The organism is Geoglobus acetivorans, assembly GCF_000789255.1.
GTDB lineage: Archaea > Halobacteriota > Archaeoglobi > Archaeoglobales > Archaeoglobaceae > Geoglobus > Geoglobus acetivorans_B.
The window spans coordinates 678645-704102 of sequence record NZ_CP009552.1 but is presented as its reverse complement, the minus strand read 5'-3'; the positions used below and the strand labels follow the sequence as shown (position 1 = coordinate 704102).

29 protein-coding genes are annotated in these 25458 nt (G+C 49.9%); 17 read left to right on the top strand and 12 right to left on the bottom strand.

Annotation, left to right across the window (positions count from 1 at the left end; genetic code table 11):
* Nucleotide 1: 1 nt before the first annotated feature.
* From GACE_RS04020 to GACE_RS03995, 6 genes are read right to left on the bottom strand one after another with little or no spacing between them, the layout of a single operon-like run.
* Nucleotides 2-610 (bottom strand): phosphate signaling complex PhoU family protein, encoded by a 609-nt coding sequence (locus GACE_RS04020; protein ID WP_048091396.1) that lies wholly within the window; start codon nt 608-610, stop codon nt 2-4.
* A complete protein-coding gene (locus GACE_RS04015; RefSeq protein WP_048091394.1) occupies nt 597-992 on the bottom strand; it encodes an arsenate-mycothiol transferase ArsC in 396 nt (131 codons plus the stop codon). Before GACE_RS04015 ends, GACE_RS04020 begins: the two co-directional genes overlap by 14 nt.
* Nucleotides 989-1744: a phosphate ABC transporter ATP-binding protein PstB gene (pstB, locus tag GACE_RS04010; RefSeq protein WP_048091392.1), complete on the bottom strand. Its 756-nt coding sequence runs from the start codon at nt 1742-1744 to the stop codon at nt 989-991. The genes GACE_RS04015 and pstB overlap by 4 nt, the downstream gene beginning before the upstream one ends.
* A 4-nt stretch (nt 1745-1748) precedes the next feature.
* Nucleotides 1749-2603, bottom strand: a complete 855-nt coding sequence (gene pstA, locus GACE_RS04005) for a phosphate ABC transporter permease PstA (protein ID WP_048091390.1) — start codon at nt 2601-2603, stop codon at nt 1749-1751.
* Complete coding sequence (gene pstC / locus GACE_RS04000; RefSeq protein ID WP_048091388.1) at nt 2600-3502, bottom strand: phosphate ABC transporter permease subunit PstC; 903 nt, start codon at nt 3500-3502, stop codon at nt 2600-2602. Before pstC ends, pstA begins: the two co-directional genes overlap by 4 nt.
* 42 nt (nt 3503-3544) lie before the next feature.
* The gene (locus GACE_RS03995) at nt 3545-4528 is read right to left on the bottom strand and encodes a PstS family phosphate ABC transporter substrate-binding protein (protein ID WP_048091386.1); all 984 of its coding nucleotides are present in this window, start codon (nt 4526-4528) and stop codon (nt 3545-3547) included.
* Between the two features lie 140 nt (nt 4529-4668).
* Here GACE_RS03995 and GACE_RS03990 point away from each other — a divergent pair, with 140 nt between their 5' ends.
* From GACE_RS03990 to GACE_RS03980, 3 genes are all read left to right on the top strand, one after another.
* On the top strand, nt 4669-5610 hold the full coding sequence (locus GACE_RS03990; protein ID WP_048091384.1) for a phosphate signaling complex PhoU family protein: 942 nt from the start codon (nt 4669-4671) through the stop codon (nt 5608-5610).
* A gap of 64 nt (nt 5611-5674) precedes the next feature.
* The gene (locus GACE_RS03985; protein ID WP_048091382.1) at nt 5675-6874 is read left to right on the top strand and encodes a methionine adenosyltransferase; all 1200 of its coding nucleotides are present in this window, start codon (nt 5675-5677) and stop codon (nt 6872-6874) included.
* A gap of 24 nt (nt 6875-6898) precedes the next feature.
* Nucleotides 6899-8095, top strand: coding sequence for an Nre family DNA repair protein (locus GACE_RS03980; RefSeq protein ID WP_052400216.1), 1197 nt, complete (start codon nt 6899-6901; stop codon nt 8093-8095).
* Here the strand turns inward: GACE_RS03980 and GACE_RS03975 are convergent.
* The 4 genes from GACE_RS03975 to GACE_RS03960 are packed head-to-tail and all read right to left on the bottom strand — an operon-like array spanning nt 8034 to nt 12347.
* A complete protein-coding gene (locus GACE_RS03975; RefSeq protein ID WP_048091380.1) occupies nt 8034-8927 on the bottom strand; it encodes a carbohydrate kinase family protein in 894 nt (297 codons plus the stop codon). The two genes, GACE_RS03980 and GACE_RS03975, sit on opposite strands and share 62 nt — an antisense overlap.
* Nucleotides 8924-9877 carry a hypothetical protein gene (locus GACE_RS03970; protein WP_048091379.1) on the bottom strand — a complete coding sequence of 318 codons (954 nt, stop codon included), beginning with the start codon at nt 9875-9877 and terminating at the stop codon, nt 8924-8926. The genes GACE_RS03975 and GACE_RS03970 overlap by 4 nt, the downstream gene beginning before the upstream one ends.
* Before the next feature lie 28 nt (nt 9878-9905).
* Nucleotides 9906-11540 carry a P-loop NTPase family protein gene (locus GACE_RS03965; protein WP_048091376.1) on the bottom strand — a complete coding sequence of 545 codons (1635 nt, stop codon included), beginning with the start codon at nt 11538-11540 and terminating at the stop codon, nt 9906-9908.
* Nucleotides 11541-11585: 45 nt separating this feature from the next.
* Nucleotides 11586-12347 (bottom strand): enoyl-CoA hydratase/isomerase family protein, encoded by a 762-nt coding sequence (locus GACE_RS03960; protein WP_048091374.1) that lies wholly within the window; start codon nt 12345-12347, stop codon nt 11586-11588.
* Nucleotides 12348-12525: 178 nt separating this feature from the next.
* Between GACE_RS03960 and GACE_RS03955 the strand changes: the two genes are divergently transcribed.
* The 14 genes from GACE_RS03955 to GACE_RS03890 all read left to right on the top strand — a co-directional run bounded on the left by GACE_RS03955 (nt 12526) and on the right by GACE_RS03890 (nt 23554).
* Nucleotides 12526-12987 (top strand): GNAT family N-acetyltransferase, encoded by a 462-nt coding sequence (locus GACE_RS03955; RefSeq protein ID WP_048093629.1) that lies wholly within the window; start codon nt 12526-12528, stop codon nt 12985-12987.
* A 159-nt stretch (nt 12988-13146) separates the two neighbouring features.
* Nucleotides 13147-13455 carry a hypothetical protein gene (locus GACE_RS03950; RefSeq protein WP_048091372.1) on the top strand — a complete coding sequence of 103 codons (309 nt, stop codon included), beginning with the start codon at nt 13147-13149 and terminating at the stop codon, nt 13453-13455.
* A 6-nt stretch (nt 13456-13461) separates the two neighbouring features.
* Nucleotides 13462-13668: a hypothetical protein gene (locus tag GACE_RS03945; protein WP_048091369.1), complete on the top strand. Its 207-nt coding sequence runs from the start codon at nt 13462-13464 to the stop codon at nt 13666-13668.
* Between the two features lie 126 nt (nt 13669-13794).
* Entirely contained in the window at nt 13795-14325 is a 531-nt protein-coding gene (locus GACE_RS03940; protein WP_048091367.1) for a hypothetical protein, read from the top strand.
* Nucleotides 14326-14431: 106 nt separating this feature from the next.
* A complete protein-coding gene (locus GACE_RS03935; RefSeq protein ID WP_048091365.1) occupies nt 14432-15613 on the top strand; it encodes a 2-hydroxyacyl-CoA dehydratase in 1182 nt (393 codons plus the stop codon).
* Between the two features lie 11 nt (nt 15614-15624).
* Nucleotides 15625-16956 (top strand): benzoyl-CoA reductase, bzd-type, subunit O, encoded by a 1332-nt coding sequence (gene bzdO / locus GACE_RS03930; RefSeq protein WP_048091363.1) that lies wholly within the window; start codon nt 15625-15627, stop codon nt 16954-16956.
* A 23-nt stretch (nt 16957-16979) separates the two neighbouring features.
* Nucleotides 16980-17762, top strand: coding sequence for an acyl-CoA dehydratase activase (locus GACE_RS03925; RefSeq protein WP_048091361.1), 783 nt, complete (start codon nt 16980-16982; stop codon nt 17760-17762).
* Nucleotides 17763-18644, top strand: a complete 882-nt coding sequence (gene bzdQ, locus GACE_RS03920; protein ID WP_048091359.1) for a benzoyl-CoA reductase, bzd-type, subunit Q — start codon at nt 17763-17765, stop codon at nt 18642-18644.
* A 19-nt stretch (nt 18645-18663) separates the two neighbouring features.
* Nucleotides 18664-19755, top strand: a complete 1092-nt coding sequence (locus tag GACE_RS03915; RefSeq protein ID WP_048091357.1) for a 2Fe-2S iron-sulfur cluster-binding protein — start codon at nt 18664-18666, stop codon at nt 19753-19755.
* 18 nt (nt 19756-19773) lie between these two features.
* On the top strand, nt 19774-20949 hold the full coding sequence (locus tag GACE_RS03910) for a thiolase domain-containing protein (RefSeq protein WP_048091355.1): 1176 nt from the start codon (nt 19774-19776) through the stop codon (nt 20947-20949).
* A 2-nt stretch (nt 20950-20951) separates the two neighbouring features.
* On the top strand, nt 20952-21380 hold the full coding sequence (locus GACE_RS03905) for a Zn-ribbon domain-containing OB-fold protein (RefSeq protein WP_048091353.1): 429 nt from the start codon (nt 20952-20954) through the stop codon (nt 21378-21380).
* 5 nt (nt 21381-21385) lie between these two features.
* Complete coding sequence (locus GACE_RS03900) at nt 21386-22168, top strand: enoyl-CoA hydratase/isomerase family protein (RefSeq protein WP_048093627.1); 783 nt, start codon at nt 21386-21388, stop codon at nt 22166-22168.
* Between the two features lies 1 nt (nt 22169).
* The gene (locus GACE_RS03895; RefSeq protein ID WP_048091351.1) at nt 22170-23090 is read left to right on the top strand and encodes a 3-hydroxyacyl-CoA dehydrogenase family protein; all 921 of its coding nucleotides are present in this window, start codon (nt 22170-22172) and stop codon (nt 23088-23090) included.
* 20 nt (nt 23091-23110) lie between these two features.
* A complete protein-coding gene (locus GACE_RS03890) occupies nt 23111-23554 on the top strand; it encodes a MaoC family dehydratase (RefSeq protein WP_048093625.1) in 444 nt (147 codons plus the stop codon).
* 20 nt (nt 23555-23574) lie between these two features.
* Here GACE_RS03890 and GACE_RS03885 read toward each other — a convergent pair whose 3' ends face one another.
* Nucleotides 23575-24507 (bottom strand): enoyl-CoA hydratase-related protein, encoded by a 933-nt coding sequence (locus GACE_RS03885; protein WP_052400214.1) that lies wholly within the window; start codon nt 24505-24507, stop codon nt 23575-23577.
* A gap of 141 nt (nt 24508-24648) precedes the next feature.
* The gene (locus GACE_RS03880) at nt 24649-25449 is read right to left on the bottom strand and encodes an acyl-CoA dehydratase activase (protein WP_048091349.1); all 801 of its coding nucleotides are present in this window, start codon (nt 25447-25449) and stop codon (nt 24649-24651) included.
* Nucleotides 25450-25458: the final 9 nt, after the last annotated feature.

The window sequence follows — 25458 nt, the reverse complement described above, 5'->3', positions numbered from 1 at the left end:
ATTACTTTATCCAGACCCTTCTCCCTTTCTCGATGTACAGTATTCTTGCTCCAGTCTTGGCAAGGATGTCGCCTATTCTCTCCAGAAATCTTGCTGAGAAAATAAGGCACAGGGTTTCGTCCGTCATCTCCTCCCCTTTTAGCCTGTCTATTATATCCCTGCTCTTTCTGTCGATCATGTCGTCTCTCGTCATGAGTTTATCTGCAATGCTCTCCACATCACCCTGCAGTGCTGACCCCAGGATGTCGAACATTTCCAGCAGGACCTTCCTTATTTCCTCCAGCTCCTCCCTGAATCTGTTCGCCCTGCACCTCGAGATTTTCAGGGCGTAATCCACGATCCTCTCGTAATTCCCGGAGATCCTCATTATTGTTGCCAGGAATCTCAAATCCCTTGCAACTGGCTGGAATAATGCAACCGCCCCCAGAGCCTCGTTTTCGATATCCGTGTTCAGAATATCTGAATACCTTTCAAGCTCATCTATTTTGACTGCACTGTTTTCATCTCCAAAAAGGGCATCTATGCAGAGTTCAACCGAGTTTTTCGCTATACCGTGAAGCTCAACAACTTCCTCCTTAATTTTTTCAAGCCTTTCATCAAGAACTCTCATCTTCCAACCTCCTTAAAAGCTCCTTAACTTTATCCTCAATGATGGATAATGTTCTCAGATATTCATCCACACTCTTGCCTTTCGGATCCTCAACATACCATCTCTCAACATTTCCGTGGGGGATGTTTACACATGCACTCTCCCCACACACGGCTATAACAAGCCCGTAATCCTCGAGATTGACATCTTTGAGGCTTTTTGGTTTTCCTTCATCAACTCTGTAGCCCCTTTTTTCCAGTATTTCCACCGCCCTGATATCGTACTCTTTTCCAGCCTCAACTCCGGCGCTCTCAGCCTTCCAGTTTCTGGCAAGGCTGTTGAAGACCGTTTCCGCCATCACGCTTCTGCACGTGTTTTCAATGCAGACGAACAGAACTTTCATCCAACCCTCCCCGTTATGTATCTCTCTGTAAGCTCGTTTTCCGGCTTTTCGAATATCTTCTTCGTCCTGTCGTACTCCACAAGCTTGCCCATCCAGAAGAACGCTGTGTAGTCGCTTATCCTTGCGGCCTGCTGGATGTTGTGGGTCACAACCACCACGGTGTAGTTCCTCTTCAGCTCGACCATCAGCTCCTCTATTTTCGCCGATGCGATGGGGTCGAGGGCTGATGTTGGCTCGTCGAAGAGGATAACCTCCGGGTTTGTTGCTATGGCTCTGGCTATGCAGAGCCTCTGCTGCTGCCCGCCTGAAAGCCTCAACGCTGAATCGTTGAGCCTGTCCTTTACCTCCTCCCAGAGTGCAGCCTTTTTCAGACTGTTCTCCACAATTTCCTTCAGCTTTTCCCGATCGTTTATTCCGTGAATTCTCGGCCCGTAGGCGATGTTGTCAAATATGCTCTTCGGAAACGGGTTTGGATGCTGGAAAACCATTCCTATTCTCCTTCTGATTTCCACCGGGTCCACGTCCCTGTCGTAGATGTTCTTTCCGTCGAATATCACCTCACCGGAAACCCTGACGTTGTCTGCAAGCTCCACGAGCCTGTTCAGCGCCCTCAGAAATGTGGACTTCCCGCATCCACTCGGCCCGATAACTGCGGTAACCTTGTTCCTGTAAATCTTCATGCTCACGTCGCTGATTCCGGGCTTTTCCCCGTAATATACTGTGAGATTTTTTATATCGAATATGTGCTCCATTCACTCACCCCCACAGTTTTTTCCTGTAATGGTTTCTCAGGTAAATTGCCAGTGCGTTCATGGACAGCATGATCGCAAGGAGAACGATTATTGCTGCCGGTGCGAGGCCATGCAGAAACTCCTCCTTGGGCATATCTGTCCACATGAATATCTGCATTGGTAACGGAGAATACGTGCTGAAGATGCTTTTTGGTGCGGTGAAAATTGTTGTGGCCGCTCCTATCATGATGAGCGGAGCAGTTTCACCTATCGCCCTCGATAGTGAAAGTATCACGCCCGTGAGTATTCCCGGAATGGATGACGGCAGCACGACGTGTCTTATGGTCTGCCATTTTGAGGCCCCGAGACCTATCGAAGCCTCCCTCAACGAGTCGGGAACAGCCCTGATGGCCTCCTGTGCGGAGACTATGACCGTGGGCAGGATGAGCAGAGACAGCGTGAGTGATCCGGCAAGAATGCTGCCCGCTCCGATGTGAAGTGTCGAAACGAAAAGCCCGAGTCCAAGTAAACCGTAAACGATGGAAGGCACGGCTGCGAGGTTTGAGATGTTTATCTCAAGAATCTGCTTGAATCTGCTTCTCCTCCCGTATTCCTCGAGATAAAGGGCCGCACCGACTCCAAGGGGAACCGAAAAAACTCCGACTAGGATCATTGACATAATTGTCCCCACGATTGAGGGGTAGATACCTGCCCTGTCCGGAAACCTTGAGGGCGGTGAGGTCAGGAACTGAATATCTATCCAGTTTACGGCCTCGTAAAACGTCAGTGCGAGCAGCGCTGAGAGAACTGTTATCCCCGCAAGGGTTGCGGCAAGAGTCACGACCATGAACATTTTTTCCTTCCAGCCATCTCCCTTCATCTGTACACCTCCCTGTATCTCATCTTCACAAAGTAGCTCACGGTGTTCAGGGCGAGCGTCATCAGGAACAGCGTGAACCCTATGGCGAACAGGCTTTTGTATGCCAGACTGTGGCCGCTCACATCACTGAGGCCAAGCTCGACCATCGCCGCAGTCATCGTTTCTATGGACTTCGTCCAGTCTGCAGGGTTCAGCAGGTTTGCAAGCCTCGGCGTTCTGCCAGCTGCTATCGTAACGGCCATTGTTTCTCCTATCGCCCTTGATATTCCCAGAATGAAGCTCGCGATGATTCCCGACAGGGCGGAGGGTATCACGATTGTTAAAATAACCCTCGGTTTTCTGGCACCGAGCGCGTATCCTGCCTCTCTCAGCGACCTCGGAACCGCTCTGATCGCATCCTCACTTATGCTTGCCACGATTGGGATTATCATTATTCCGACGACTATTGAAGCGCTCAGAGCATTATATGCCTGCAGGTCAGGCATGAGATTTTTCAGAAACGGAGTAATGTATGCAAAGGCGAAAAATCCGTAAACAACTGTTGGTATACCTGCAAGGATTTCGAGCATGGGTTTGAGAATGTTCCTCACCCTCTCGCTTGCGTACTCGCTCAGGTAGATTGCTGAAAGAAGTCCCGCCGGAATTGCTATGAGGGCTGAGCCGATCGTAATCATGAGTGTTCCTGAGACGAGTGGCAGGACCCCGTAGGCATAGGGCTTGATCGTGGGAGTCCATTTCATGCCTGTGAAGAATTCCACAGGTGAGACCGAGAGGAAAAACGTTGCACTCTCGGACAGAAGTATATAGATTATGCTGAAAGTTACGAATACAGTGAGAAGTGTGCAGATGAGCAGGATGGTTTTTATCAGACTTTCTGTGGCTTTCTTGCTGGAATTCAATCAACCCACCTCCTTAAAAAAATTTGGGAAAACCTGGACCCCTTACTCCACCCCCAGCTCTTTCAGTGCATCGTTAAATTTCTTTAGGTTCTCCTCCTTGATTTTTTCGCTGATCGGAATGTATCCTATCTCCTCAACAATTCCGCTGTCGAGGTTCTCTAAGTAGAACTTCACGAACTCCCTGACTGCGGGCTTCTTGAGGGCTTCCTTGTTCACATAGATGTACAGAGGTCTGGCGAGCGGGTACTCTCCGCTCTGTCCGGATTCTATGGATGGCGCAACGCAGGCTCCGGTCTCAGGATTCTTTATCTCCACTGCCTTAACCCTGTCCTTGTTCTCGAGGTAGTACGCAAGTCCCAGGTATCCCATTGCGTATTTGTCCCTCGCCACTGCCATTATTATTGTGTTGTCCTCTTCAGTTCCGTGGTAGTCCTGTCTGTGAGCCCCTGCCTCACCAACAACATGCTCTGTAAAGAAGTCGAAGGTTCCCGAGGCTGAGGTTGGCCCGTACAGGTTTATGTTTTCGTCGGGCCAGTCCGGATTGACGTCACTCCACTTTGTAACATTTCCGGTTGCGTCAGGCCCCCATATCTTCTTCAGGTCTTCAAAGCTCAAACAGCCCACCCAGTCGTTTTCCGGGTTGACGATCACGGACAGGGCATCATACCCAACGAGGAACTCTATTGGCTCAACGCCATTTTCCCTTGCTGCCTCAAGCTCTTCCTGTTTTATTGCTCTGCTCGCATCGTTTATGTCTGTATGTCCCGGAATGAAGAAGTTCTTGAAACCTCCACCTGTGCCTGTAGACTGCACGGACACGACAACGTCCGGGTGGAGCCTGCTGAACTCCTCTCCAATTGCTATTGTTATCGGGTACACTGTGGAACTTCCGGCAATCTTAACCTCTCCGCTCAGTTTCATGCCTTCTGTCTCCTTTGCTCCCTCGGTGCTCTGCTGTGTGCAGCCAGCAGCGATGAGGGTCAGGAGCAGTGCCAGAACCAGTACCAGACTGACTTTTTTTCGCATGTTCGTAATGTTTTACTGAGATATATTTACCTTATTGATATACAATACATTTGGCTATATCCTCACCCTTACCATGCTTATCCACATATTCGCATCCTGATTTGGAAAAGTAAATATATATCAGATGCGGAGTAGAGAGTATGAAGCGTGTGGCCAGAAAGATATTTGTTAGCGGTTCGAGCTTTATAATCTCTCTCCCCAAGGAGTGGATAAGGGATAACTCCCTCAAGGCCGGAGATACCATCTTCTGCGACATTGGTAAGGATTCTCTCACGATAAGGCCGAGGCTCGACAAGGCCAACCCCCGGGAATCGAGGATTGATGTGGAAGAAGACGAAAAGATGCTTCTCAGAAAAATAATCTCCCACTATCTTGCGGGCTACGAAACGATAAGGATTCCTGTTAATGAGAGGACAAGGAGAGCGGTTTACAACGCAACCGCTTTGCTTATCGGTGCTGAAATTCTTGAGGATTCCGGCAATGAAATCTGGATGGAAGTCTTTGTGGACGAGAAGAGGTTCAGGGTGGACGATCTGCTTGAGAGGATGGGCAACACCGTGATCTCCATGCTGAAGGACTTCAGAAAGAACCTGGTTGAGTACGACCCAACATCCATAGAGGTCATCCTTCAGAGGGAAAATGAGGTGGACAGGCTTTATTTTCTGATACTGAGGATTCTTAAATCTGCTTTGAGGTATTCTGACATTCTGGAAGTTCTCGATCTGTCTCCTATAGAAATCCTGGGAACGAGGACGGCAATAAAGAACATCGAGAGGGTTGGGGATCACCTCTACGGTATGACATCCAACCTCAGGATGTGCGAGACCAATCTGATGGAACTTGAAAAGCCCGCAGAAGAGGCTGAGACGGCCTTCAGGCTCTCCTTAACCTCTCTTTTCAAGCGGGACGAGGCAATTGCAAGGGATGTGTTTGCCATTGCGGACTCATTTGGAGTGCCGAGGATAAAGCCCGCTGAGATGAAGGACATGGTTCTGGTTTCGGGGCTGATGAGCGGTCTGGAGAGGATTGTGGGGTACAGCGAGGACATAGCCGAGATAACGCTGAACCTTGCGACACCGTGATGTTAAAATATTATAAATCGTAATTGACAGCAATTCTTAAATTACGAGGCTGTGAAGGGGGGCCATGAAGAACATATTTGTTGAGGAGTTAGTTCACACTCCTGTTGAAAATCAGAAGGTCGAAATTGTTGAAAGGAAGGGTATCGGTCATCCTGATTCAATAGCTGACGGTATTGCAGAGGCGATGAGCAGGGCGCTGAGCAAGGAATATCTGAAGAGAGTTGGGGCAGTGCTGCACCACAACACCGATGAGACCCAGATCGTTGCAGGGAGGGCGAAAACCGCATTCGGCGGAGGGGAGGTCATACAGCCAATATACATACTTCTGGTTGGCAGAGCAACCAAGCACTTTGATGGCATTGACATTCCGGCTGATAGAGTGGCTCTCAAGGCAGCCAAGGAATACGTCAGGAGTGCCATGAGAAATCTCGATCCCGAAACAGACATAGTCTTCGACGTGAGGCTTGGTGAGGGTTCCACTGATCTGAAAGAGGTTTTCGAGAGAAAGGGCGGCAAGGCACCGCTTTCGAACGATACGAGTTTTGGCATCGGCTTTGCCCCGTTCACCGAGACGGAGAACCTGGTCTACAACGTTGAGAGGAGAATCTACGAGGAGTTCAGGAAGAAGGAAAAGGCTATTGGTGAGGACGTCAAGGTAATGGGTCTGAGAGAGGGAGACAGGATCAGGCTCACAATCGCATGTGCCTTTGTTGACAGGCATGTGGCCGACGTTAAGGAATATCTGGCGGTGAAGGAGGAACTCACAGACTTTGTGAATGGGATATCGTCAGAGTACACATCCAGAGAGGTGGACGTTGCAGTCAACACGGCCGACAACATTGACAAGGAGGTTGTGTACCTCACAGTCACGGGCACATCTGCAGAGAACGGGGATGATGGAAGCGTTGGCAGGGGCAACAGGTGCAACGGCCTGATAACTCCGGGCAGGCCCATGTCCATGGAGGCGTCGAGCGGAAAGAACCCGATAAACCATGTCGGTAAAATATACAACCTCCTCGCAAACAGAATAGCCTGGGACTGCTATGAGGCAATCGAGGGCATCAAAGAAGTTTACGTCCGCATCCTCTCTCAGATTGGAAAGCCAATTGACGACCCCAAGGCCCTCAGCATTCAGATAGTGCCCGAGAACGGATACGACGTGGAGAAAATGGAGTCCAAGGCGAGAACCGTTGCGGACGAATGGCTCAACGACATCACGAAGATAACCGACATGGTCATCAACGGAGAACTCAAAACATTCTAATATCTCTTTTGCTCTATTTTTTCTGTGCTGTGTGTCAGGTGCAAGGGAAAGCTCCTCTGCGGGAAGAGCTTTTGCCCGATTATCCGGGCTTTCAGGTCTGCCAGTCTGGAACTCGGAAGCATAGATGAGAAACCCACCCCGCCCTCAGTTTTTGTCGGTAGAGTGGGTTACCCGAAGGTCTTTGCGGGACCGATGATCGTCCTCGGAGGGGGAAACCCCGAGGTCTATGAAAATCCCTCGAATTACTCTCAGAGGGTTGAGGATGTTATAGCGCTGAGAATGTCTCTCGCAAGAACCTATGCCCAGTTTTCCGTCCACTCTGCAGGGGACCCTGACAGGAATCTGATGGAGATTCAGGAGATTGCCAGCAGCGTCAGAAATCTGGATGTTGAGGCTGAGTACGAGAAGGTGATACGGAAACCTGCCATCGACGACATCGTGATGCCGTCCGGAGTTTCCGCACTTTTCAGGAGGATGAAGGTAACCTCTAACCCCAAAATCCCGTCGAAGGTTGAGAAGATCAGTGATGATGAGCTAAAAGCCGTGAATGCGGTTGTGGAGCTTTATCAGGAAAACCTGCCCACGGCATACATACAGAGGGTGTTCTCGGTGGGATTGCTGGGTGTGGAGAAAAAGCTCGTCCCGACAAGGTGGAGCATCACTGCCGTGCACGACATCATTGCGGAAAACCTGAAGAGGGATATAGCGGACTTTGAAAGGATAAACGACTGCCTTCTTTTCAGCTATGAACACTACGGGAATCACTTTGAGGTGATACTCTATCCCTCGTCATACGTCTTTCAGCTTGTGGAAATCTGGATGGAAAAAAGCCTCTGGAGTCCTGAAAACGTCTGGATAGGCTCGGACAGCGAAGGTCTCGGGAGGAAGAAGGAGTACTCTGAACTTTCCGGAGGGTATTATGCTGCGAGACTTCCGGTTCTTGAATACCTGCACTCGAGGAGAAGGCAGGCGGGAGCAATTGTTTTGAGGGAGATAAGGCCGGAATACTCTGCCCCTCTTGGCGTCTGGGTTGTGGAGGAAGGAGTCAGAAAGGCAATGAATACCAGGCCCGAAAGGTTCTCGAGTCTGGGGGAAGCAGTGGAGCACGCATCAAAAAGAATGAGGGTGAGCAAAAGTCTGTGGGAAAAGCACCTCAAATTTACCGCACAGCAGACTCTGGATCTATTCCTCCGTAACTCCTCGCACCCACCCTCTCAATGAGCCTTGACGCCACGTAGTTGCCAATCTTTGCAGATTCCACAACGTCCCTGTTTCTCTGCAGACCATACAGAAAACCGGCGTTGAACGCATCTCCAGCTCCTGTCGTATCCACGGGCTTTGATGGAAATATCTTTACAAATTCCTCTCTTTTTCCGTCTGAGACGAAGCAGCCTTCCTTCCCGAGCTTGACCGCAACAATCTCTATTCCGAGGCTGTGTGCCTCTATTACCGCCTCTCTCCATTCAATTCCGAATATCATCTCTATCTCTTTTCGGTTGGGTAGAAAAATCGCCGTCTCTTTCAGCAATTTTTCAAGACCCTTCAGCCCCTTCTCTGCATAGGGCATTCCGGGATCAAGGCTTATTCTCTCAGCATTTCTCGCAACCTCAATCTGGGATTTGAATGAATCATTGCTCACCCTGCAGATGAATGAGGTCATGTGTATGATGTCAGCACCCTCCACAACGTTCCAGTTTATCTCATCCTCTTTTATCGTATCGTTAACACCGGGATCAACCAGTATAGCCCTTTCTCCTTCCCTGTCAACGAATATCATCGCCACGCCACTTCGTCCCTCAGCCCTTACTATTCCGGAGGTGTCAGCCCCTCTGTCTTCGAAATCCCTTACAAGAATCCTGCCCTCCTCATCACTCCCAATCTTTCCTATGAATGCCGTTTTCACACCGAAGGTGGCAAGCCCGGCGATCGTGTTGGCTGCACTCCCTCCCGGGTGGAGGTTCACGTCAATCACGAAGCCCTCCTCGTCCTTTGCGGGTATTTTGTCAACCAGGTATATCTTGTCCAGGTTCAGCGCTCCAAATCCGGCAATCATCCAAGTTCACCTGCCTTTCCTCTCAACGCCTTTCTCATTTTTAACGATTTCCTGATGGTGTCTTCATCAATCTCAAAATGAATCTCGTATTTGCCGCTGAGAAGGTCGTGTCCGCTCTCCGCAATCTCTCTGACACCTTCAAAACCCCTTTCAATGAATGTCAGGGTCACTATCACCTCAACCATTGCACTGTCTGCGATGACCGCCAGGTTTGCATGCCTCAGTGCGAACTCGTTTCCGTTAAAGGACATGGCAAGCCCTCTGTTCTCTCTCGCATAATCGAACATTTCAATGTCCGAGATGCTGTCCCCTATTGTGACAATCCTGCTCTCGTTATAGCTCTCCGCTATCTCCCTCTTTCGTCTGCTGCCCACCACTCTCACGTCCTCCATAACCTGCCAGAATGGTGTTCCGGGCAGCTCCCTCCAGAAGAGGCTGTTTAGGTATTCTGCCGATTCGGTTCTTCCCTCATCTATGTCTATGTCCTCAAGGGATGCAATCTCATCGACCTTCTCCAGCAGCCACCTTTTCCATTCTGCATCGATCCTGTATTTCTCCGGGTTGAACACCGTTCCGTGCAGGTCTCCTCTGACTCCAAGCATTTCAGCCGTTCTGCTGAGATACACATCGTAGCTCGTAGAAATGACAACCGGCTTTACCCTCTCCTGCAGGTATCTCATCGCTTCCTCAGCACCGGGAACGAATCTCGCCGTCTGCTCGCTCAGGACTTCAAGCTCCTCCATGCTCAGGTCGGCTGCCACGAGAAACGGAGCAAGAAGTTTGAGAGTGTCTCCGGCTTGGTAGCCATCCCTTTTTTCCACGTAAGCCAGATAATCGTCATACTGACTCAATCTTTCAAAGAACTCTCCATTGTTGAATGCCGCCAGGGAAAGCTCGTATGCTATATCTGTCAGAATCCAGGGTCCTTCCCAGTCAGTGAAAACGTGCATGGGTGAAGATTGCCGGGGGTTAAAAAATTCATTGCCCCATCTCGTCGAGAACCCTTTTCAGTATTTCCCTCTCCTCCCCCCTGCTTTTTTCCATCAGTCTCTCCACTATTAACTCAGGTGTGGATCTGCCAATTCTGTTGAAAACTGGCTGCCTGTCCACAATGAGCCTGAAATTCTCGTCCAGGCCCTTTGCCTCAATTCCGTCGATTCTTATGAACTCCAGCCCTCTGAACTCCTCACCGAGGTGGGTCACAAGGACGAGGTGATGCCCTTTTTCATGGGCGATCTTCAAAATCGTGCTTAGGATTTTGGCTCCGGCTCCCGGCTCGGTTATCGCCTCAAACTCGTCTATGAGTATCAGCTTTTTGCCGTCTCCGGACACAGCTCTGACCAGGCTCTTAACAGCCTTCTCAAACGCTCCGGATCCGTATGAACTCTTCTTTCTCTTGAAGTAGAATATCTCGTCGTAGAGTGGGACTTCAGCTTTTTCCGCATTGACCGGCAATCCGGAGTGTGCGAGAACCGCAGCCTGACATATCAGGTCGAGAAGACTGGTTTTTCCTCCTGAATTTGCTCCCGTCAGCAGTATTATGCTCTCTCTGTACGGAAAGAGGCTGTTTCTGCCTATGCAGTAGCTCACCGGCTGCGGATCTTCGATGAAGAGATTCCTGCCGTTGATGATTGTGAACCCGTCTCCGAATTCAGGCATGGTGTATCCACTCGAGTCAAAGAGTTTATAGAGCCTCATGGCTCTGTAGAATTCTATTTTTTCGTTTATATACTCCATATCTATTTTTTCCGCGATTCTGAGACATTTCAGGTAGTAGTCCAGGGTTATCTTTTCCTTTACTCTGGAAACTGCCCTTTCCACACCCTCTTCATCCACCCTGACGGGAAATGTTCTCGAGAAGAGTGACTCCATTATGCCCATGCTCTCGAACTCTTTTTCGTACCTTGAAACAACCCTCTCTATCTCTTCTTCAATCTCTTCTGAAAGCCTCCCCTCACGCAGAATTCTGAGCAGCTCGCTTGCGGGAATTGTAACCTTTATTTCTGCGAGCCTTTCCTCAATTTCTCTGTTGATCTCCATTTCCATGTCCCTGATTCTCGATCTGATGCTTTCAATCTCGTTGAGCCTGCTGTAAAGCTTCGTCAGCTCTTCAATCTCAGGAATCAGTTTTTTGTAGTGTGTGTTTTCTGAGATTCTTGCTTCGATTTCGGCAAAAGTCCTGAACGATTCGAAATTCTCGATTATCGATTCGACAATAAGCTCAGGGGCGAAGCTCTTTAAGTCTATGCGGTTTACGAAGTCATTCAGGATAACCGGGAAGTTTGCTGTCCGGGCTTCATCCCTGATGACCTCGCACACTCCCAGCCTCACGGCAGATTCATAATCCTCCTCATCACTGGCGAGATAAACCCTGTCTTCGAAGAAACTCTTCCCGATTTTCAGCGGTCTGAGTTTTTTGATCTCATGCGGGTGGAGTTTCCTTGAAATCTCCATCTTTTTCCTGATTTCGTTCTGCCTTTCCAGAATCTCTTCGAGGTTTGACACAGGTCTGTACGACTGCAGTTCTTTCCGCGCTTCGTCAAACTCAATGGCCCTCGACAGGGTTTCAAAGGTTTTTCTGTAGATCAGTGCGGCATCGCCTGAAAGTCTCATCAAAAAGTGATATTAAAAGGATAATTTTTCAAGTTTTTCAATACCTCACCTTCCCTTCCACTCCGGCTTTCTCTTTTCGAGAAATGCGTTGAGGCCCTCAACGGCATCCTCCGTCTTTATCAGCTCGTTGAGGTAGATGCTGTTGACCTCGTTCAGGACCCCCCTCAGGTCAATGCCGGTTGACTTTTTAAGAGCCTTCTTTGCAAGTTTCAGCGCAATGGGCGACTTCTCAAGCAGCCCGTTCACGTATTTTTTCACATCCTCGTCAAAGCTGTCCTGCTCGAATACCCTCGACACTATTCCCATCTCTCTCGCCCTGTAAGCATCTATGGCCTCACCGGTTGTTATCAGGTCGAATGCGTTTTTCCACCCTATCATGTGGGGGAGAAGTGCTATTGCCACCGGCGGATAGTGTGCGAGGGTGATTTCAGGCACTCCAAGCTTTGCGTTGCTGGATGCAAGAATCACGTCACATGCGAGAGGAATCTCGAAACCCCCACCGAGTGCGTACCCCTTTACAGCACACACCGTTATCTTCTCGCTGTTCAGTATTTTTTCGATGAGTTCTGTGAATGTGCCTATGAGGTCAGATGCCATGTCCGGATAGTGTTCCCTGATTTCAGCTCCTGCACTGAAGTGCTTTCCTTCATGGGAGATTACGATTATCTCTGACTCTTTTTCTGCTGCGTCAAGAGCCGATATCAGTTCTCTCATCATTTCGAGATCGACAATGTTGAGCGGAGGGTTTGCGAGCAGTATCCACGCCGTGGCTCCATCCAGACCGTATTTAATCTTTCTGTACTCCATAACACCGGTATGGTATTTTACATATTTAACTGTTACTATATAAATTAGGTTTACTGTGTAAAAAATACTGGTGCCGGATAGCATCAGGCGTAACATCTGCTGCTGTGATGCTGGCAGCAAAATCGCCTATGCGAAAAGTATTTTTAAGGGAAATCTATAATTATTAATGGTGAATTATATGGGTTCGAAATCTGAAGGCCCTGTGATAAGGCCCATGAGAAAGGACGATTTTGAGGACATCGTGAGGATTGATTCACAGTACACCGGGGAAAGGAGAGAGGAGTATTTCAAGAGGCTCTTCGATGAGGTTCTGAACTCTGAATACGGGGTTGTGATATCTCTCGCTGCAGAGTATGACGGCAGAGTTGTCGGTTTTGTGGCGGGAAGCGTTTTATCCGGTGAATTTGGGATTCCCGAGAGCGTTGCCTACCTGACCACGATCGGAGTTGACAGGGATTTTTCAGGCAAGGGCATCGGAAGGGAGCTTTTTGATCAGTTTGTCACCAACGCAAGGGCAATCGGGGTGAAAAAAATATACACCATGGTTGACTGGGGAGACAAAATGCTGTTTGACTTCTTCAGGAACTCAGGATTCAGGCCATCATCTACAATGTTAACCCTTGAACTGGAAATTCCATAATCCGGGCGGTTTTGTTTAAATGCCGTTTTTCAATTACTTTTTTGTCCTCTCACTCAACTGAGTTGCTGCATCAGCCGTGTTTGCCAGCAGACTTCACTGACCCTTTGTTACAATGGCAAGTTCAGAAACCTTTAAATTTTACAATGTAAACTTAGTATTATGATAGCGCAGTACGGATATAGGGACGGTTCCGGCACGTACTACATAAGCATTGACACTGACCTGTGTGATGGGTGTGCGGGTCTTGAAAAGCCGAAATGCATCGAAGCCTGTCCGACTGGAGTTTTTGAGGTTGGAGAGGACGAGATTGATCCATTCAGAGATGAACCTGTGGCGAAGGTTAAGGAGGATCACAGAAACAGGATCAGGTTCAGCTGCGCCCCGTGCAAACCCGCGTCGGGCTGGGAGATTGAGAAGCTGCCATGTGTTTCCTCCTGCCCCAGAAAGGCGATAAACCACTCCTGGTGAAACCCGATGGAAGAGGGCTGGGAAAAGGCATTTACCGTTGAACGGAGACGTGTTGAGGAATACATCGAGCTTTACAGATCAATGGGTTACGATGTGAAGGTGGTGGATGTGGATACCTGCGACAGGGATTGTGGCGTGTGCTATCTTCAGGGCGATTACGTTGAGCTGTGGATAAGAAAATCGAAAATGACGGGGGACGAGGACATCTGCTGACAGCACCTTCAATCGGGAATATCTGAAATCATCCGTTCATGCTGCACCGCATCAGAAATTGTTTAATTAATAATATGATTTTGTTTAACTCGTAGCATTTATATATCAATCAGACATAACATTGTCATGGAGTTCGATCTCAGGACACCAATTGTGAGGCTTGACAGAACCAAAATAGTCATTCTGAAGGAGAAGATCGAGGATCCGAACATAACGACAAGAAAGCTCAGCGAAATTCTGAAGAAGAAATACGGAATATCTCTGAGCCACGCAAGAATCGCAGAGATAATAAAAGAAATGCGGGAAACTGAGATTTTCAGGGAGACAGTAATACCTAACGAGAACTACTTCATTTTCAGCTTCATGGAGATCAGCTTCAACAACCAGAACTTTTCTGAGAACTGGAGAAGGGCGTACGAGCATCTCATCAACTCGCCAAATGTAATGCTGTTCTTCATCACCGACGGCACCCACAGGTGGAAGTTCATAATGGTCTTCAGGACTTTCCAGGAGGTCTCGAAATGGGTCCACAACTTCCTGAAGGAATATGGCGACTTTGTTCAGGATTTGAACGTTCAGATAATCTACAGAATCCTGAAATTTAAGTTTGACGAAAAGCTTCTTGAGGAACTCATAACGTCCTCTGAGACAATGTAAACTAATTCCCCTTTTTTACTGTCCAATTTTCAGAAAAGTATTTATACTAATTTTACGGATTAAAATTTGTGGCAGTTGATAATCTTACAGGTGAGGTGGTTGAGTGATGACTACGTCTGTCGATGATATGCCCCAGATGAAGAAATTCAGGGAATGGTTCGAAAACAGGCACGAATATGCGAAAAAGTGGAAGGAGAAAACAGGTGGCAGGGTTGTTGGCTACTACTGCACCTACGTACCGGAAGAGATACTGTATGCAGCAGGAATTCTTCCCGTGAGAGTTCTCGGATCACATGAGCCGGAGAGCATAACCAGGCCGTATCTTCACGATATGTACTGTCCGTTCTGCCATGACACTCTCGCCCAAGGGTTGCAGGGCAGGTACGACTACCTTGATGGCGTTACACTGGCTCAGTCGTGCCTCCACATGAGACAGTCGTATTTCAGCTTTGCAGACAGGGTGCCGAACATTGAATGGAGCTATTATCTGCCCTTCCCCCATGGAGTGAACAATCCGCATGCAGGCGATTTCGCAAAACACGAGTTCGAAAAATTCAAGGAGTCTGTTGAGGAATGGACAGGCGCAAGCATATCCGATTCTGACCTTGACAGGGCGATTGAGGTCTACAATAAGAGCAGGGAACTTCTGACAAAGGTGTTCGAGCTCAGGAAGGCGGAAAACCCACCCATCACCGGATTGCATGCAATGCTGATTGTTGTGTCCTCACAGGTTGTTGACAAGGAAGAGCACAACGAGGTTCTGGAGAGCTTCCTGGAAGATGTTGCTGAAGTTGAACCGGACAGGGAGGTCGGGACGAGGCTGATGCTCATAGGCAGTGAGGATTACGATATCGAACTTTTCGAGCTGATAGAGTACGGGATGAGCTATCCGGCGACGTTTGTGTTTGAAGAGAACTGCACGGGTTCCAGGTATTTCTGGGGTCTTGTGGAGAATGGAGGAGACAGGCTGAAGGCCATTGCAGAAAGATACGTTTACAGAGTTCCGTGTCCTGCCAAAGACTGGGCAAGGGGCGACTTCTTTGGAAGGAGGAGATTCCAGTTTATTGAGAACGTCATAAGGGAATGGAACGTCGATGCCGTGATCATCGCCCAGATGAAATTCTGCGATCCTCACGAGCTTGACATACCATCCCTCAGAGACATGCTCGACAGGATGGGTGTCAGACACCTCCATCTCGAGCTTGACCTCACGCAGCCTGTTGGACAGTTCAGGACGAGAGTTGAGGCCATGATTGAGGCCATGGGTGAGGAGGACCTGTTTATTTAGAGGTGGTGTGTATGGGAGTCAGGGTAAGGCCTTTTGAATGCTGGGATGATTTCAAGAGGTACAGAATGGAGTATTACAGGAACTATCTGGAAGCAAAGGAGAATGGCAGCATCAGGTGGGCTGGCTCGGCATGGGCGTTTGATCCTGTTCCGGCGGGCTTGGGGGAGGACGTTTATCCACTCACGGGTGAGCCTTATGGTGCAACAGCTGCGTTTTTCAGGGATTTCTCCATGAGGGCTCTGGAAACCATCGAGAGAAAGGGTGCCGCAAGAGACCTCTGCGGTTACATGCGGAACTACTGGGGCAGCGTGGCGATGGACAGATATCTGCTTGCTGATGGTGCCGAAATTGAACCGTTCCCGAAGCCGGACTTCAACTTCACAATCCACATCTGCTGCACACATGCCAAGTGGTACCACTACGCTGCCGAGCTTGAGGGAGGTGTGCCAACCTATGCTGTTGACATCTCCGTTGGGCCGGGCTACCTGCTGAACGACAAGAAAATAGAGTACGTGGTCAGACAGCTCGAGGATGCCATTCAGTGGATGGAGAAGGTTACGGGCAGAGAGTACGATGATGAGCTCCTGATCAGGGCTGTTGAGAATGAGGCCAGATCGATGACCCTGTGGTCGAAGATCTGCAAGCTGAATCAGAACACCCCTGCACCGATGGAGGAGAAGTCGATGTTCTCGTTCTACGTCATGACCCTGCTCAGGAGGAGCGACGAGAAGGTTGTGAAGCTGTACGAAAAGCTCTACAAAGAGGTTGAGAGCAGGGTTAAGAGGGGTATTGGTGCACTGACTCAGGAGCAGTTCCGCTTTGTTACGGACAACCCACCACCCTGGCCCTTCCTGAAGGTTTACAGGTATCTCGAGGAGAACTACGGTGCGGTTTCAGTCGGTTCGATTTACACGTTTGGTCTCGGTGCAGCCTGGCTTGGTATGGACGAAAAGGGTGAAAACTGGATCTGGGAGCCGGCTCCCACGCCCGAAGAGGCCGGATACGAGATCCACGACAGGAGGAGCGCACTCTGGTGGACGGCAATGTTCAACCTGAAGTACAGGGCTTCGTGGCAGCACGAGTACTCTCACTGGATAAGGAAACAGGAGACGTACCAGATGGTGAAGGACTGGAAGGCAGATGCCATTATAATGCACCTCAACAGGGGATGCGAACTCTGGAACATGTCAACGCTTGAGGTGAGGGACTATCTCGTCAGGAATGGTATCTCCGTTGCGACATACGAAGGAAACATGGCTGATCCGAGAGAATTTGATGAGGCGAGGACTTTCAACGTTATAGACTCGTTCATGCAGAGTCTGGGAATAGAAAAGCTCACTTAAAAATTTTTGAGGGGTGATTGAGGATGGTTGTTGCGGGTATCGATGTGGGGAGCAAGATGGCAAAAGTTGTTATTATGGACGCAGACAGAAACATACTTTCCTACGTCATGGCGAGAACTGGCACAGACCACAGAGAAACCTCCGAAACCGTGCTGGGCGAGGCACTTGAAAAGGCAGGACTGAAGAGGGATGACCTCGAGAAAATAGTTGCCACCGGTTTTGGTAAGATTTCTGTTCCTTTTGCTGATGACGAGGTTACGCAGGTAATTGCGGCTGGAAGAGGGGCTTACTTCGTCAGACCCTCAGCAAGGACCGTGATTGAGGTTGGCGCTGAAGAGAGCAGGGCAATCAGCCTTGACGAAAACGGCAACGTCAGGGATTTCGCTCTTGCAGACAAGTGCGCTGCGGGAGCCGGATCGTTTGTCGACGCGATGATAAGGTATCTCGAAGTCACTCCCGAGGAGTTCGGTCAGCTTGCCCTCCAGGCAACGAGGGCTATACCCATGAACGCCCAGTGTGTGGTCTTCGCAGAATCCGAGGTTGTTTCCCTGCTGCACTCCAACGTCCCGAAGGCCGAGATTTCGAGGGCGATACATGATGCCATCGCCGACAGGGTCATTGCGATAGCCAGGAGACTGGATATAAGGGACGATGTTCTGCTGATAGGCGGTCTTGCCAACGACATAGGTTTCATTGAGTCCATGAAGAGAGAGCTTGGGAAGGAGGTTTACGTTCCTGAGGATTATCCACCGGAGCTTATCCCCGCAATAGGGGCGGCTCTTTCTGCAGTTCAGGGGGTGAGGTGAATGGTTAGTGTTCAGGAGAGTGAATACTGGAGATGGCCAGAAACAGTCTGGGTGGATGAGTCAAGGAACTGGCAGGATGCAGAGGTGATAAGCTGCGGAATAGACCTCGGCTCTGTCAGCACCCAGGCGGTGATAGTGGCCGATGGTGAACTTTACGCTTACGCCAGCATGAGAACCGGGACGAGCAGCAGTGCCAGCTCTGAAAAGGCGCTCAATGCAGTCCTTGAGAAAATTGGAGACATGAAAAGGGAGGACATCCACTACATTGTCGGCACTGGCTACGGGAGAGTGAGCGTTCCGTTTGCGAACAAAACGATCACCGAAATCGCATGCCACGGCAGGGGTGCTGTGTATGTCTACGGCAACACCGTGAGGACCGTGCTCGACATGGGCGGCCAGGATCTGAAGGCAATAAAGATTGACAGCAGAGGCAAGGTGATCAACTTCCTGATGAACGACAAGTGTGCTGCCGGGACGGGAAGGGGCATCGAGGTGGTCTGCGATTTGCTCTCCGTTCCAATCACTGAAGTCGGTGACATGTCTCTGAAGGTTGAAGAGGAGCCCGAGCCTGTCAGCACCACGTGCGTCGTCTTTGCAAAGTCAGAGATTCTGGGGCTTATCAGGAAGGGATGGAACAGGGAGATGATTCTTGCTGCGTTTTTCAATGCCGTGTCGAGCAGGGTTGTCGAGCTTCTCGAGAGGGTTGGGGTTGAGGCGGACTTTGCAATCACGGGCGGAATTTCGAAGAACGTTGGAGTTGTTAGAAGAATCGAGAACAAGCTGAACATGAAGGCTCTCGAGCCCAAGGTTGACCCTCAGCTCGCCGGAGCAATCGGTGCAGCGCTTTTCGCCAGAGCGCTCTACATCAAATCCAGAAAATAATATTTTTTTCGGGAGGTGCATGATGGGAGAGATACGCATAAGGATTGATGGCAGAGAAGTATCATGCGAGTCCGGGAAATATCTCATTGAAGTAGCACTCGAAAATGGCATTTATATTCCAAATCTGTGCCACCATCCCGACGTTTCGCCCGCCACTCTTTCAGAAGGCGTTGAAAGGGTTTTCAGAGGTGGTGAGGTTATCGAGGGTAAAGCAGGGCATTACGACGGCTGCGGGATCTGCGTTGTTGAGGTCAACGGGAAACTTGTTAAGTCATGCGAATACGTCCCTCAGGGCGGAGAGGAAGTGGTGACCGACAGCGATTCTCTCAGGGAGGAAAGGCAGAGAAAACTTGCTGAAATTCTTGCCAGTCATCCACACGTCTGCATAACCTGCGAGTACAGGCACGGCTGCGACAGGATTCAGTGCAGCTTCGGGAACCCGGTTGAGGAGAGGTGCTGCGATCTCTTTCCCGTCTGCGAGCTGAGACACCTCGCCGAGTACGTGGGGGTGGCAGACCACACGCCAAAATACGTTTTCAAAGACCTGCCGGTTGTGGAGGAAAAGCTTTACCGGTGGAACTGGAACTACTGTGTGAACTGCACCAGGTGTGTTAGGGCCTGTCAGGAAATCAGGGAAGCCGGGGCTTTGAGCTTTACGGTCATTGATGGCGGTGTTCTTGTGGGCAGAACTGCTGAGAGCGATACTCTGTCAGGGTGCAGGTTCTGTGGGGTGTGTGTTGAGGTATGCCCCACCGGCACCGTCAGGGATCTGAAGGGCAGGCAGAAGAACAGATGGAGGGAATCCATTTCGGCCAAAATGCTTGCACCCCTGCATGAGGCGATCCCGCTGAGTGAAGAAAACGTTGAAAGCGTTCCGGAAAAGGCCGGAGTTTTCAGGCTTTTCAACGAGTCGATGGAGATTGTTTACATAAAGGGAACTGAGAACCTGAAAGAGGAGCTTATGAACGAGCTTGGCAGGGCTGCATTTTTCGATTATGTTGAGGATGAGATGTACACGATGAAGGAGAGCGAGATGATTCAGGAATACCTTCAGAAACACGGGAAAATGCCACCCATGAATGATGAGGAAGATGACCTCTTCGACATCTGATCTTTTCACGGTGATTTTATGTCTGCTGGAAGAAGAGTTGGAATTATCGGAGCTGGATGTTCAAAATTCGGTATCAGGGATGATGTAACACTTCAGGAGCTGGCTTTTGAGGCCGTGAGCGAGGCTCTGAATGATGCTTCTCTTACTAAGGATGATATTGAAATGAGTGTTGTGGGCATTGCCGGGACGAGGAGCTATGAGCTGATGCCCGCCGTTCCTGTAAACGAATACTGCGGTTTTGCAGGAAAGGGCCCGGTGAGGGTTGAGGCTGCTTGTGCAACGGGAAGTGCAGCCGTTTACACGGCTTACTCAAGCATAGCATCCGGTATGGTTGATGTCGCAATAGCTGTGGGAGTGGAAAAGATGAGTGAGGTGGATACACCAACCTCTCTCGCCGTTGGTGGCAGGAGCGGGAGCTACCTGTGGGAGTTCCACCAGTACGGAACCACGTTTCCGGGCTATTACGCGATGCACGCTTCCGCCCACATGGCCGAGTATGGAACGACGGAAGAGCAGATGGCCCTTGTTGCGGTAAAAAATCACAGAAATGCCGTTCACAATGAAAAGGCCATGTTCAGGAAGGAGATATCGCTTGAAAAAGCTTTAAGCTCGAGATACGTGGCATATCCCCTCAGGCTCTTTGACTGCAGTGCGATTACTGACGGCTCTTCGGCGGTGGTTCTGGCAAGTGAGGAGAAAATCAGGGAGCTTGGAATTGACAACGCCGTATGGATTGAGGGTGTGGGTTTCAGCAGCGATACCGCCAACATGACCCGGAGGGATGGTTACACCACGCTCAGAGCCACGATGAGGGCAGGTGAGATGGCATACAGAATGGCCGGGATTGATGACCCGGTCAGACAGCTTGATGTCGCTGCGGTTCATGACTGCTTCACCATTGCGGAGATCATGGCATACGAGGACCTGAGATTCTGCAGGAAGGGTGAAGGCGGGAGGTTTGTTGAGAGCGGCGATTCAGATTTCGGCGGAAAGCTTCCGGTTAACACATTCGGGGGGCTTAAGGCAAAGGGCCATCCTCTTGGAGCCACTGGCGTTGCGATGTTTTACGAGATCGTGAAACAGCTTAGGGGCGAGGCAGGAAAGCTGCAGGTGGATTTGAAGAACTACAGGGGCCTGACCCACAACATCGGTGGCACCGGGCATTTCGGCTGGGTGTTCGTGCTGGGGGTGTGATCATGGGCGATGATAAGTTCACAATCGAAAGCAGACAGTTCGTTATCAGACACAGGATTCCGGCCACAAAAACCGAAAGGTACTGGAAGGGGATGGAGGAGGGAAAAATCTATGCCACCGTCTGCAGAAACTGTGGTAAGGCTTTCTCACCACCCCAGGCCGACTGCAATGCATGCTACACCTCCGACATGGAATGGGTTGAGGTTAAAGGAGAAGGGGTCGTGGAGGCGTTAACTCGGATTCACAGCATTCCCCAGGGCTTTGAGTTCAAGGGTGAACCCTACACGATTGCCGTTGCAAGGTTCGGGGCTTTCAGGGTAATGGGGTGGTTTGAGGGGTCTGGAGGACTTAGGGTTGGAGAGAAAGTAAGGGCGAGAACCGGCAGGGATGAAACAGGAGTCTGGAAAGTTTATTTTGAGAAGGTAGGGTGATTTATTTGAACTCGAAAAAATTCGAAAGGATAAAGCTGGATTATGTTGGGGATATTGCCATTCTGACGCTGAACAGACCTGAAAAGCTCAATGCGCTCGACTCCAAAACCAGGATGGAGCTGAAGGAGGCTCTGGATGAGGTTGAGGGAAGGGCGAAGGTTCTGGTCATAACAGGCTCTGGAAAGGCGTTCGCTGCAGGTGCTGACATAAATGAGCTTCTCCAGAGAACATCGCTTGACTGCATGGAGGCAGCTAAACTCGGGAGTGAGCTATTCAACCGGATTGAGGAACTGGACATACCTGTCATTGCGGCAATCAACGGTTACGCTCTTGGTGGAGGATGCGAGCTTGCCATGGCTTGCGACATAAGGATTGCAAGCAGAAAGGCGAAGTTCGGGCAACCCGAGATAAACCTTGCCCTGATTCCCGGTGCCGGTGGAACACAGAGACTGCCCAGGCTCGTCGGCATGGGAATGGCAAAAAAGCTGATTCTAACGGGGGAGATAATTGACGCCGAAACCGCTCACAGGCTGGGCCTCGTGGAGGAGGTTGTTGAGGAGGACGGGCTGATGGAAAGGGCTATGGAAATTGCAGAAAAGATAGCCGAAAAATCCCCTATTGCAGTAAAATTTGCCAAAAAAGCGATAAATTCTGCAAAATCTATGAGCCTTGCAGATGGCTTGAAGTACGAACTCACCCTCTTCTCTATGCTCTTCTCCACAAACGATGCCAGGGAAGGTATGAAGGCATTTCTTGAGAAGAGGAAACCCGAATTCAGGGGGAATTGAAATGAAGATTGATACGGTTGGTGTTGTTGGTTTTGGACTGATGGGAACGCAAATCACACAGTTTTTCGCCCAGAAGGGTTTTGAGGTTGTTGCTCTGGATGTGAGCCGGGATGCTCTGGAGAGGGGGCTTGCAGAGATCAGGGATGGAAGGTTCGGTCTCAAAAGGCTTGTTGAAAGGGGAAAGCTCAGCGAGGATGTGATGGACGCAGTTCTTGAGAGGATTAAAACCACCACAGATTATGGTGAATTGAAGAATGCTCAGCTCATAATAGAGGCTGTCTTCGAGAGCATAGAACTCAAGAAACAGGTCCTCGGGAAAATAGCAGAGGTGGCAGAGGATGCGATCATAGGCTCCAACACCTCCTCAATAAGCATAACCAGACTTTCCGGGGCTGTCAAACAACCGGAAAGATTTCTTGGAATACATTTCTTCAATCCTGCCCAGATTCAGAAGCTCGTGGAGCTTGTAAGAGGTATGCTGACCGACCGGGACCTGATGGAGGATATCAGGGCGTGGTTTGCTGAGCTTGGAAAGGTCCCGATCATGGTTAACGACTCTCCTGGATTTGCCACAACCCGGCTTGGCCTGACTCTTGCCAGGGAGGCGCTGCTGATGGTGCAGGAAGGAGTAGCAACACCACAGGACATAGACATCGGAATGATGCTTGGCTATGGATACCCGATGGGACCTCTCGAAACGGGGGACCTTGTGGGATGGGACACGAGGTTGAGAATACTTGAATCGCTCTTCGAGATGACCAAGGATCCGAAATGGGCGCCTCCGAAGCTTCTCGTGCAGCTTGTCGATGCGGGCTATACCGGAGACCCGGGGGTGAAAAAAGATAGCAGGGGAGGGATATACGAGTACTTCGGTCAGGAAAGGCCAACCGAACTTTTAAAAAGGCTCGGAGTAAGAAAATAGCTGACGTTCGGGTGGTCAGTATGGAGAACCTTTATTTTGAGGACTTTGAAGTGGGAATGGAATTTGAAACAGCAGGCAGAACGGTGACTGAGGCAGATATAGTCAACTTTGCAGCAATATCCGGGGACTGGAACCCCATTCATACCGATAAGGAATTTGCAAAGAACACTGTTTTCGGGGAGAGGATAGCCCACGGTCTTTTAACTCTCGCAATAGCGAGCGGTCTGATAACGAGAATGAGGCTCGTGGAAAAGACGATCGTGGCATACTACGGGATTGAAAAGCTGAGATTCACAAAACCCGTATTCATAGGTGATACGATAAAGGCAACTCTGAAGGTTGTTGACAGAGAGGAGAGGGAGAAATACGGCATTGTAACGTTCGAGGTCAGCGTCATCAAGCAGACCGGAGATGTGGTTCTCACCTACATCTCGAAATCGGCAATCAAAAAGAAGGGGGAGTAACATTCCCTGAAAAATAAAAATTACTTGAGTTTCGCCCCACAGGCAAGGCAGAATTTCGAATTGTCGGGCAGAAACTCTGCACCGCACTTTTCACATTTTTTCATCAGCGGGCCGTATGGATACCTGGGATCCATTCCTTCTCCGATCTTCTTTCTGATCTCCCTCATTCTCGGTTTCCTCTTCTCCTTGAATGCCCAGAGTCCCTCTGATGGCTCAACACTGCCTATGTTCAGCGAGAACCAGGCCTTGCCATGCTCCCACGTAAGCCTCCAGATCAGGTCTCTCCACCAGTTCAGGTGAACCTTGAAGTACCAGAGACTTGAGGCGGAGAGGTCAAGCATCCTGTCGATGTATTCCTTGACCTTCTCATCCAGTTTTTCGAGCGGCACGACCTCGTTGACAACTCCCCACTCGTATGCCGTCTTGGCATCAATCTCGCTGCTCAGCATAACTATCTCTGCCGTTCTCTTGATACCCATGTGGAGAGGCAGCCACTGGGATAGGCCACCGATTGAGGTCATGCCAACTCGTGGACCGGGAGAGATGAACCTGGCGTTTTCACTTGCTATGGCGAGGTCGCAGGCAGCGACGAACTCGAAGCCACCTCCTGCCGTGATCCCGTTCACCCTTGCAATTACGGGTTTTCCGCAGTGCATTATCATGTCAAAAACCCTGCCGTAAATCTCGCCCCACTTCCAGAAGTCAGACGATTTTTTGGTGTACTCCTCAGCGTACTCGTGGACGTTTCCTCCTGTGCAGAAAGCCTTGTCTCCGACACCCGACAGGACAATGAACTGCACATTGTCATCCCACATGGCATCCTCTATTGCCGACACCATTTCCCTCAGTGTTGTGAGGGTGTAGGAGTTGTGCTCATGGGGGCGGTTTATGGCTATCAGAGCTGTGTGGTCATACCACTCCTTGTCGTAAATTATCTCCTTATATTCGGTCATGATAAATACTGGTATTACTTAAATATAAATTTTACGAATTACGATATTGAGTTGAGAAAAGTTTACAAAGTAATAAAAGCAGATTCAAAATCTTGAAAATGTTACCGGCGGCGTTTTTACCGATTTTTATTAATGAGTTCTTTATTTTTTAAACTTTTTGAATTTGTCCCGTGCAATCAGTGCGGCCCCGTAGGCTCCCACTACCTGGGGTTCTTCTGGCACGAGTACTCTCACGCCCAGCTCCTGCTCTATTGCACTCACGACACCCCTGTTCTTTGCCACACCACCGGTCATCACAACATCCTCGACAATACCAACCTGCTTTACGAGGCCGTATATCCTCTTGGCTATGGACTCATGAAGTCCTGCCACAATGTCCTCGGCCTCTTCTCCCTGTGCGAGCAGCGATATCACCTCACTTTCGGCAAAAACCGTGCACACGCTGGTTATGGTGATCTTTTTTCTGCTTCTGAAGTGCATCTCGCTCATCTCGTTCAGAGACACCCCCAGCCTTTCCGCCATCACCTCGAGAAACTTTCCTGTCCCGGCAGCACACTTGTCGTTCATCGTGAACCTGACGACCTTTCCCTCTCCTGACAGCCCGATTACCTTGCTGTCCTGACCTCCTATGTCGATTACAGTCCTCACACTGTCGAAAATCTTTTTTGCACCCGTTGCGTGGCAGGTTATCTCCGTAACCTTTTCATCTGCAAAGTGCTGGGATGCCAGGTTCCTGCCGTATCCTGTAGCGACCCTGAACAGCACGTCTCCTTCATCAAGCCCCGCCTTTCTGAGACAGTCGAGGTATGCTCTTTTGCCGCTTTCTGATAGCTTCGCCTCTGTTTTTGCAATGTGATATGCCGCAATATTTCCATCCCCATCGACAACGCAAACCTTGATTGCCAGCGATCCAATGTCTATTCCGGCAAAGTACAGAGCCATCACCTGTGT

What these genes read in the sequence shown, in the direction of transcription:
- GACE_RS03975 (WP_048091380.1), bottom strand. Translation starts at nt 8,927, where the DNA reads ATGATTGCCGGATTTGGAGCGCTGAACCTGGACAAGATATACCTGGTT.
- bzdO (WP_048091363.1), top strand. Translation starts at nt 15,625, where the DNA reads ATGGGAGTCAGGGTAAGGCCTTTTGAATGCTGGGATGATTTCAAGAGG.
- GACE_RS03905 (WP_048091353.1), top strand. Translation starts at nt 20,952, where the DNA reads ATGGGCGATGATAAGTTCACAATCGAAAGCAGACAGTTCGTTATCAGA.
- GACE_RS03880 (WP_048091349.1), bottom strand. Translation starts at nt 25,449, where the DNA reads ATGGCTCTGTACTTTGCCGGAATAGACATTGGATCGCTGGCAATCAAG.
- GACE_RS03925 (WP_048091361.1), top strand. Translation starts at nt 16,980, where the DNA reads ATGGTTGTTGCGGGTATCGATGTGGGGAGCAAGATGGCAAAAGTTGTT.
- GACE_RS03915 (WP_048091357.1), top strand. Translation starts at nt 18,664, where the DNA reads ATGATGGGAGAGATACGCATAAGGATTGATGGCAGAGAAGTATCATGC.
- pstA (WP_048091390.1), bottom strand. Translation starts at nt 2,603, where the DNA reads ATGAAGGGAGATGGCTGGAAGGAAAAAATGTTCATGGTCGTGACTCTT.
- GACE_RS03945 (WP_048091369.1), top strand. Translation starts at nt 13,462, where the DNA reads ATGGAAGAGGGCTGGGAAAAGGCATTTACCGTTGAACGGAGACGTGTT.
- GACE_RS03950 (WP_048091372.1), top strand. Translation starts at nt 13,147, where the DNA reads ATGATAGCGCAGTACGGATATAGGGACGGTTCCGGCACGTACTACATA.
- pstB (WP_048091392.1), bottom strand. Translation starts at nt 1,744, where the DNA reads ATGGAGCACATATTCGATATAAAAAATCTCACAGTATATTACGGGGAA.
- GACE_RS03890 (WP_048093625.1), top strand. Translation starts at nt 23,111, where the DNA reads ATGGAGAACCTTTATTTTGAGGACTTTGAAGTGGGAATGGAATTTGAA.
- bzdQ (WP_048091359.1), top strand. Translation starts at nt 17,763, where the DNA reads ATGGTTAGTGTTCAGGAGAGTGAATACTGGAGATGGCCAGAAACAGTC.
- GACE_RS03895 (WP_048091351.1), top strand. Translation starts at nt 22,170, where the DNA reads ATGAAGATTGATACGGTTGGTGTTGTTGGTTTTGGACTGATGGGAACG.
- GACE_RS04015 (WP_048091394.1), bottom strand. Translation starts at nt 992, where the DNA reads ATGAAAGTTCTGTTCGTCTGCATTGAAAACACGTGCAGAAGCGTGATG.
- GACE_RS04020 (WP_048091396.1), bottom strand. Translation starts at nt 610, where the DNA reads ATGAGAGTTCTTGATGAAAGGCTTGAAAAAATTAAGGAGGAAGTTGTT.
- GACE_RS03935 (WP_048091365.1), top strand. Translation starts at nt 14,432, where the DNA reads ATGACTACGTCTGTCGATGATATGCCCCAGATGAAGAAATTCAGGGAA.
- GACE_RS03960 (WP_048091374.1), bottom strand. Translation starts at nt 12,347, where the DNA reads ATGGAGTACAGAAAGATTAAATACGGTCTGGATGGAGCCACGGCGTGG.
- GACE_RS03955 (WP_048093629.1), top strand. Translation starts at nt 12,526, where the DNA reads ATGGGTTCGAAATCTGAAGGCCCTGTGATAAGGCCCATGAGAAAGGAC.
- GACE_RS03910 (WP_048091355.1), top strand. Translation starts at nt 19,774, where the DNA reads ATGTCTGCTGGAAGAAGAGTTGGAATTATCGGAGCTGGATGTTCAAAA.
- GACE_RS03970 (WP_048091379.1), bottom strand. Translation starts at nt 9,877, where the DNA reads ATGCACGTTTTCACTGACTGGGAAGGACCCTGGATTCTGACAGATATA.
- GACE_RS03885 (WP_052400214.1), bottom strand. Translation starts at nt 24,507, where the DNA reads ATGACCGAATATAAGGAGATAATTTACGACAAGGAGTGGTATGACCAC.
- GACE_RS03985 (WP_048091382.1), top strand. Translation starts at nt 5,675, where the DNA reads ATGAAGAACATATTTGTTGAGGAGTTAGTTCACACTCCTGTTGAAAAT.
- GACE_RS03940 (WP_048091367.1), top strand. Translation starts at nt 13,795, where the DNA reads ATGGAGTTCGATCTCAGGACACCAATTGTGAGGCTTGACAGAACCAAA.
- GACE_RS03995 (WP_048091386.1), bottom strand. Translation starts at nt 4,528, where the DNA reads ATGCGAAAAAAAGTCAGTCTGGTACTGGTTCTGGCACTGCTCCTGACC.
- GACE_RS03990 (WP_048091384.1), top strand. Translation starts at nt 4,669, where the DNA reads ATGAAGCGTGTGGCCAGAAAGATATTTGTTAGCGGTTCGAGCTTTATA.
- GACE_RS03965 (WP_048091376.1), bottom strand. Translation starts at nt 11,540, where the DNA reads ATGAGACTTTCAGGCGATGCCGCACTGATCTACAGAAAAACCTTTGAA.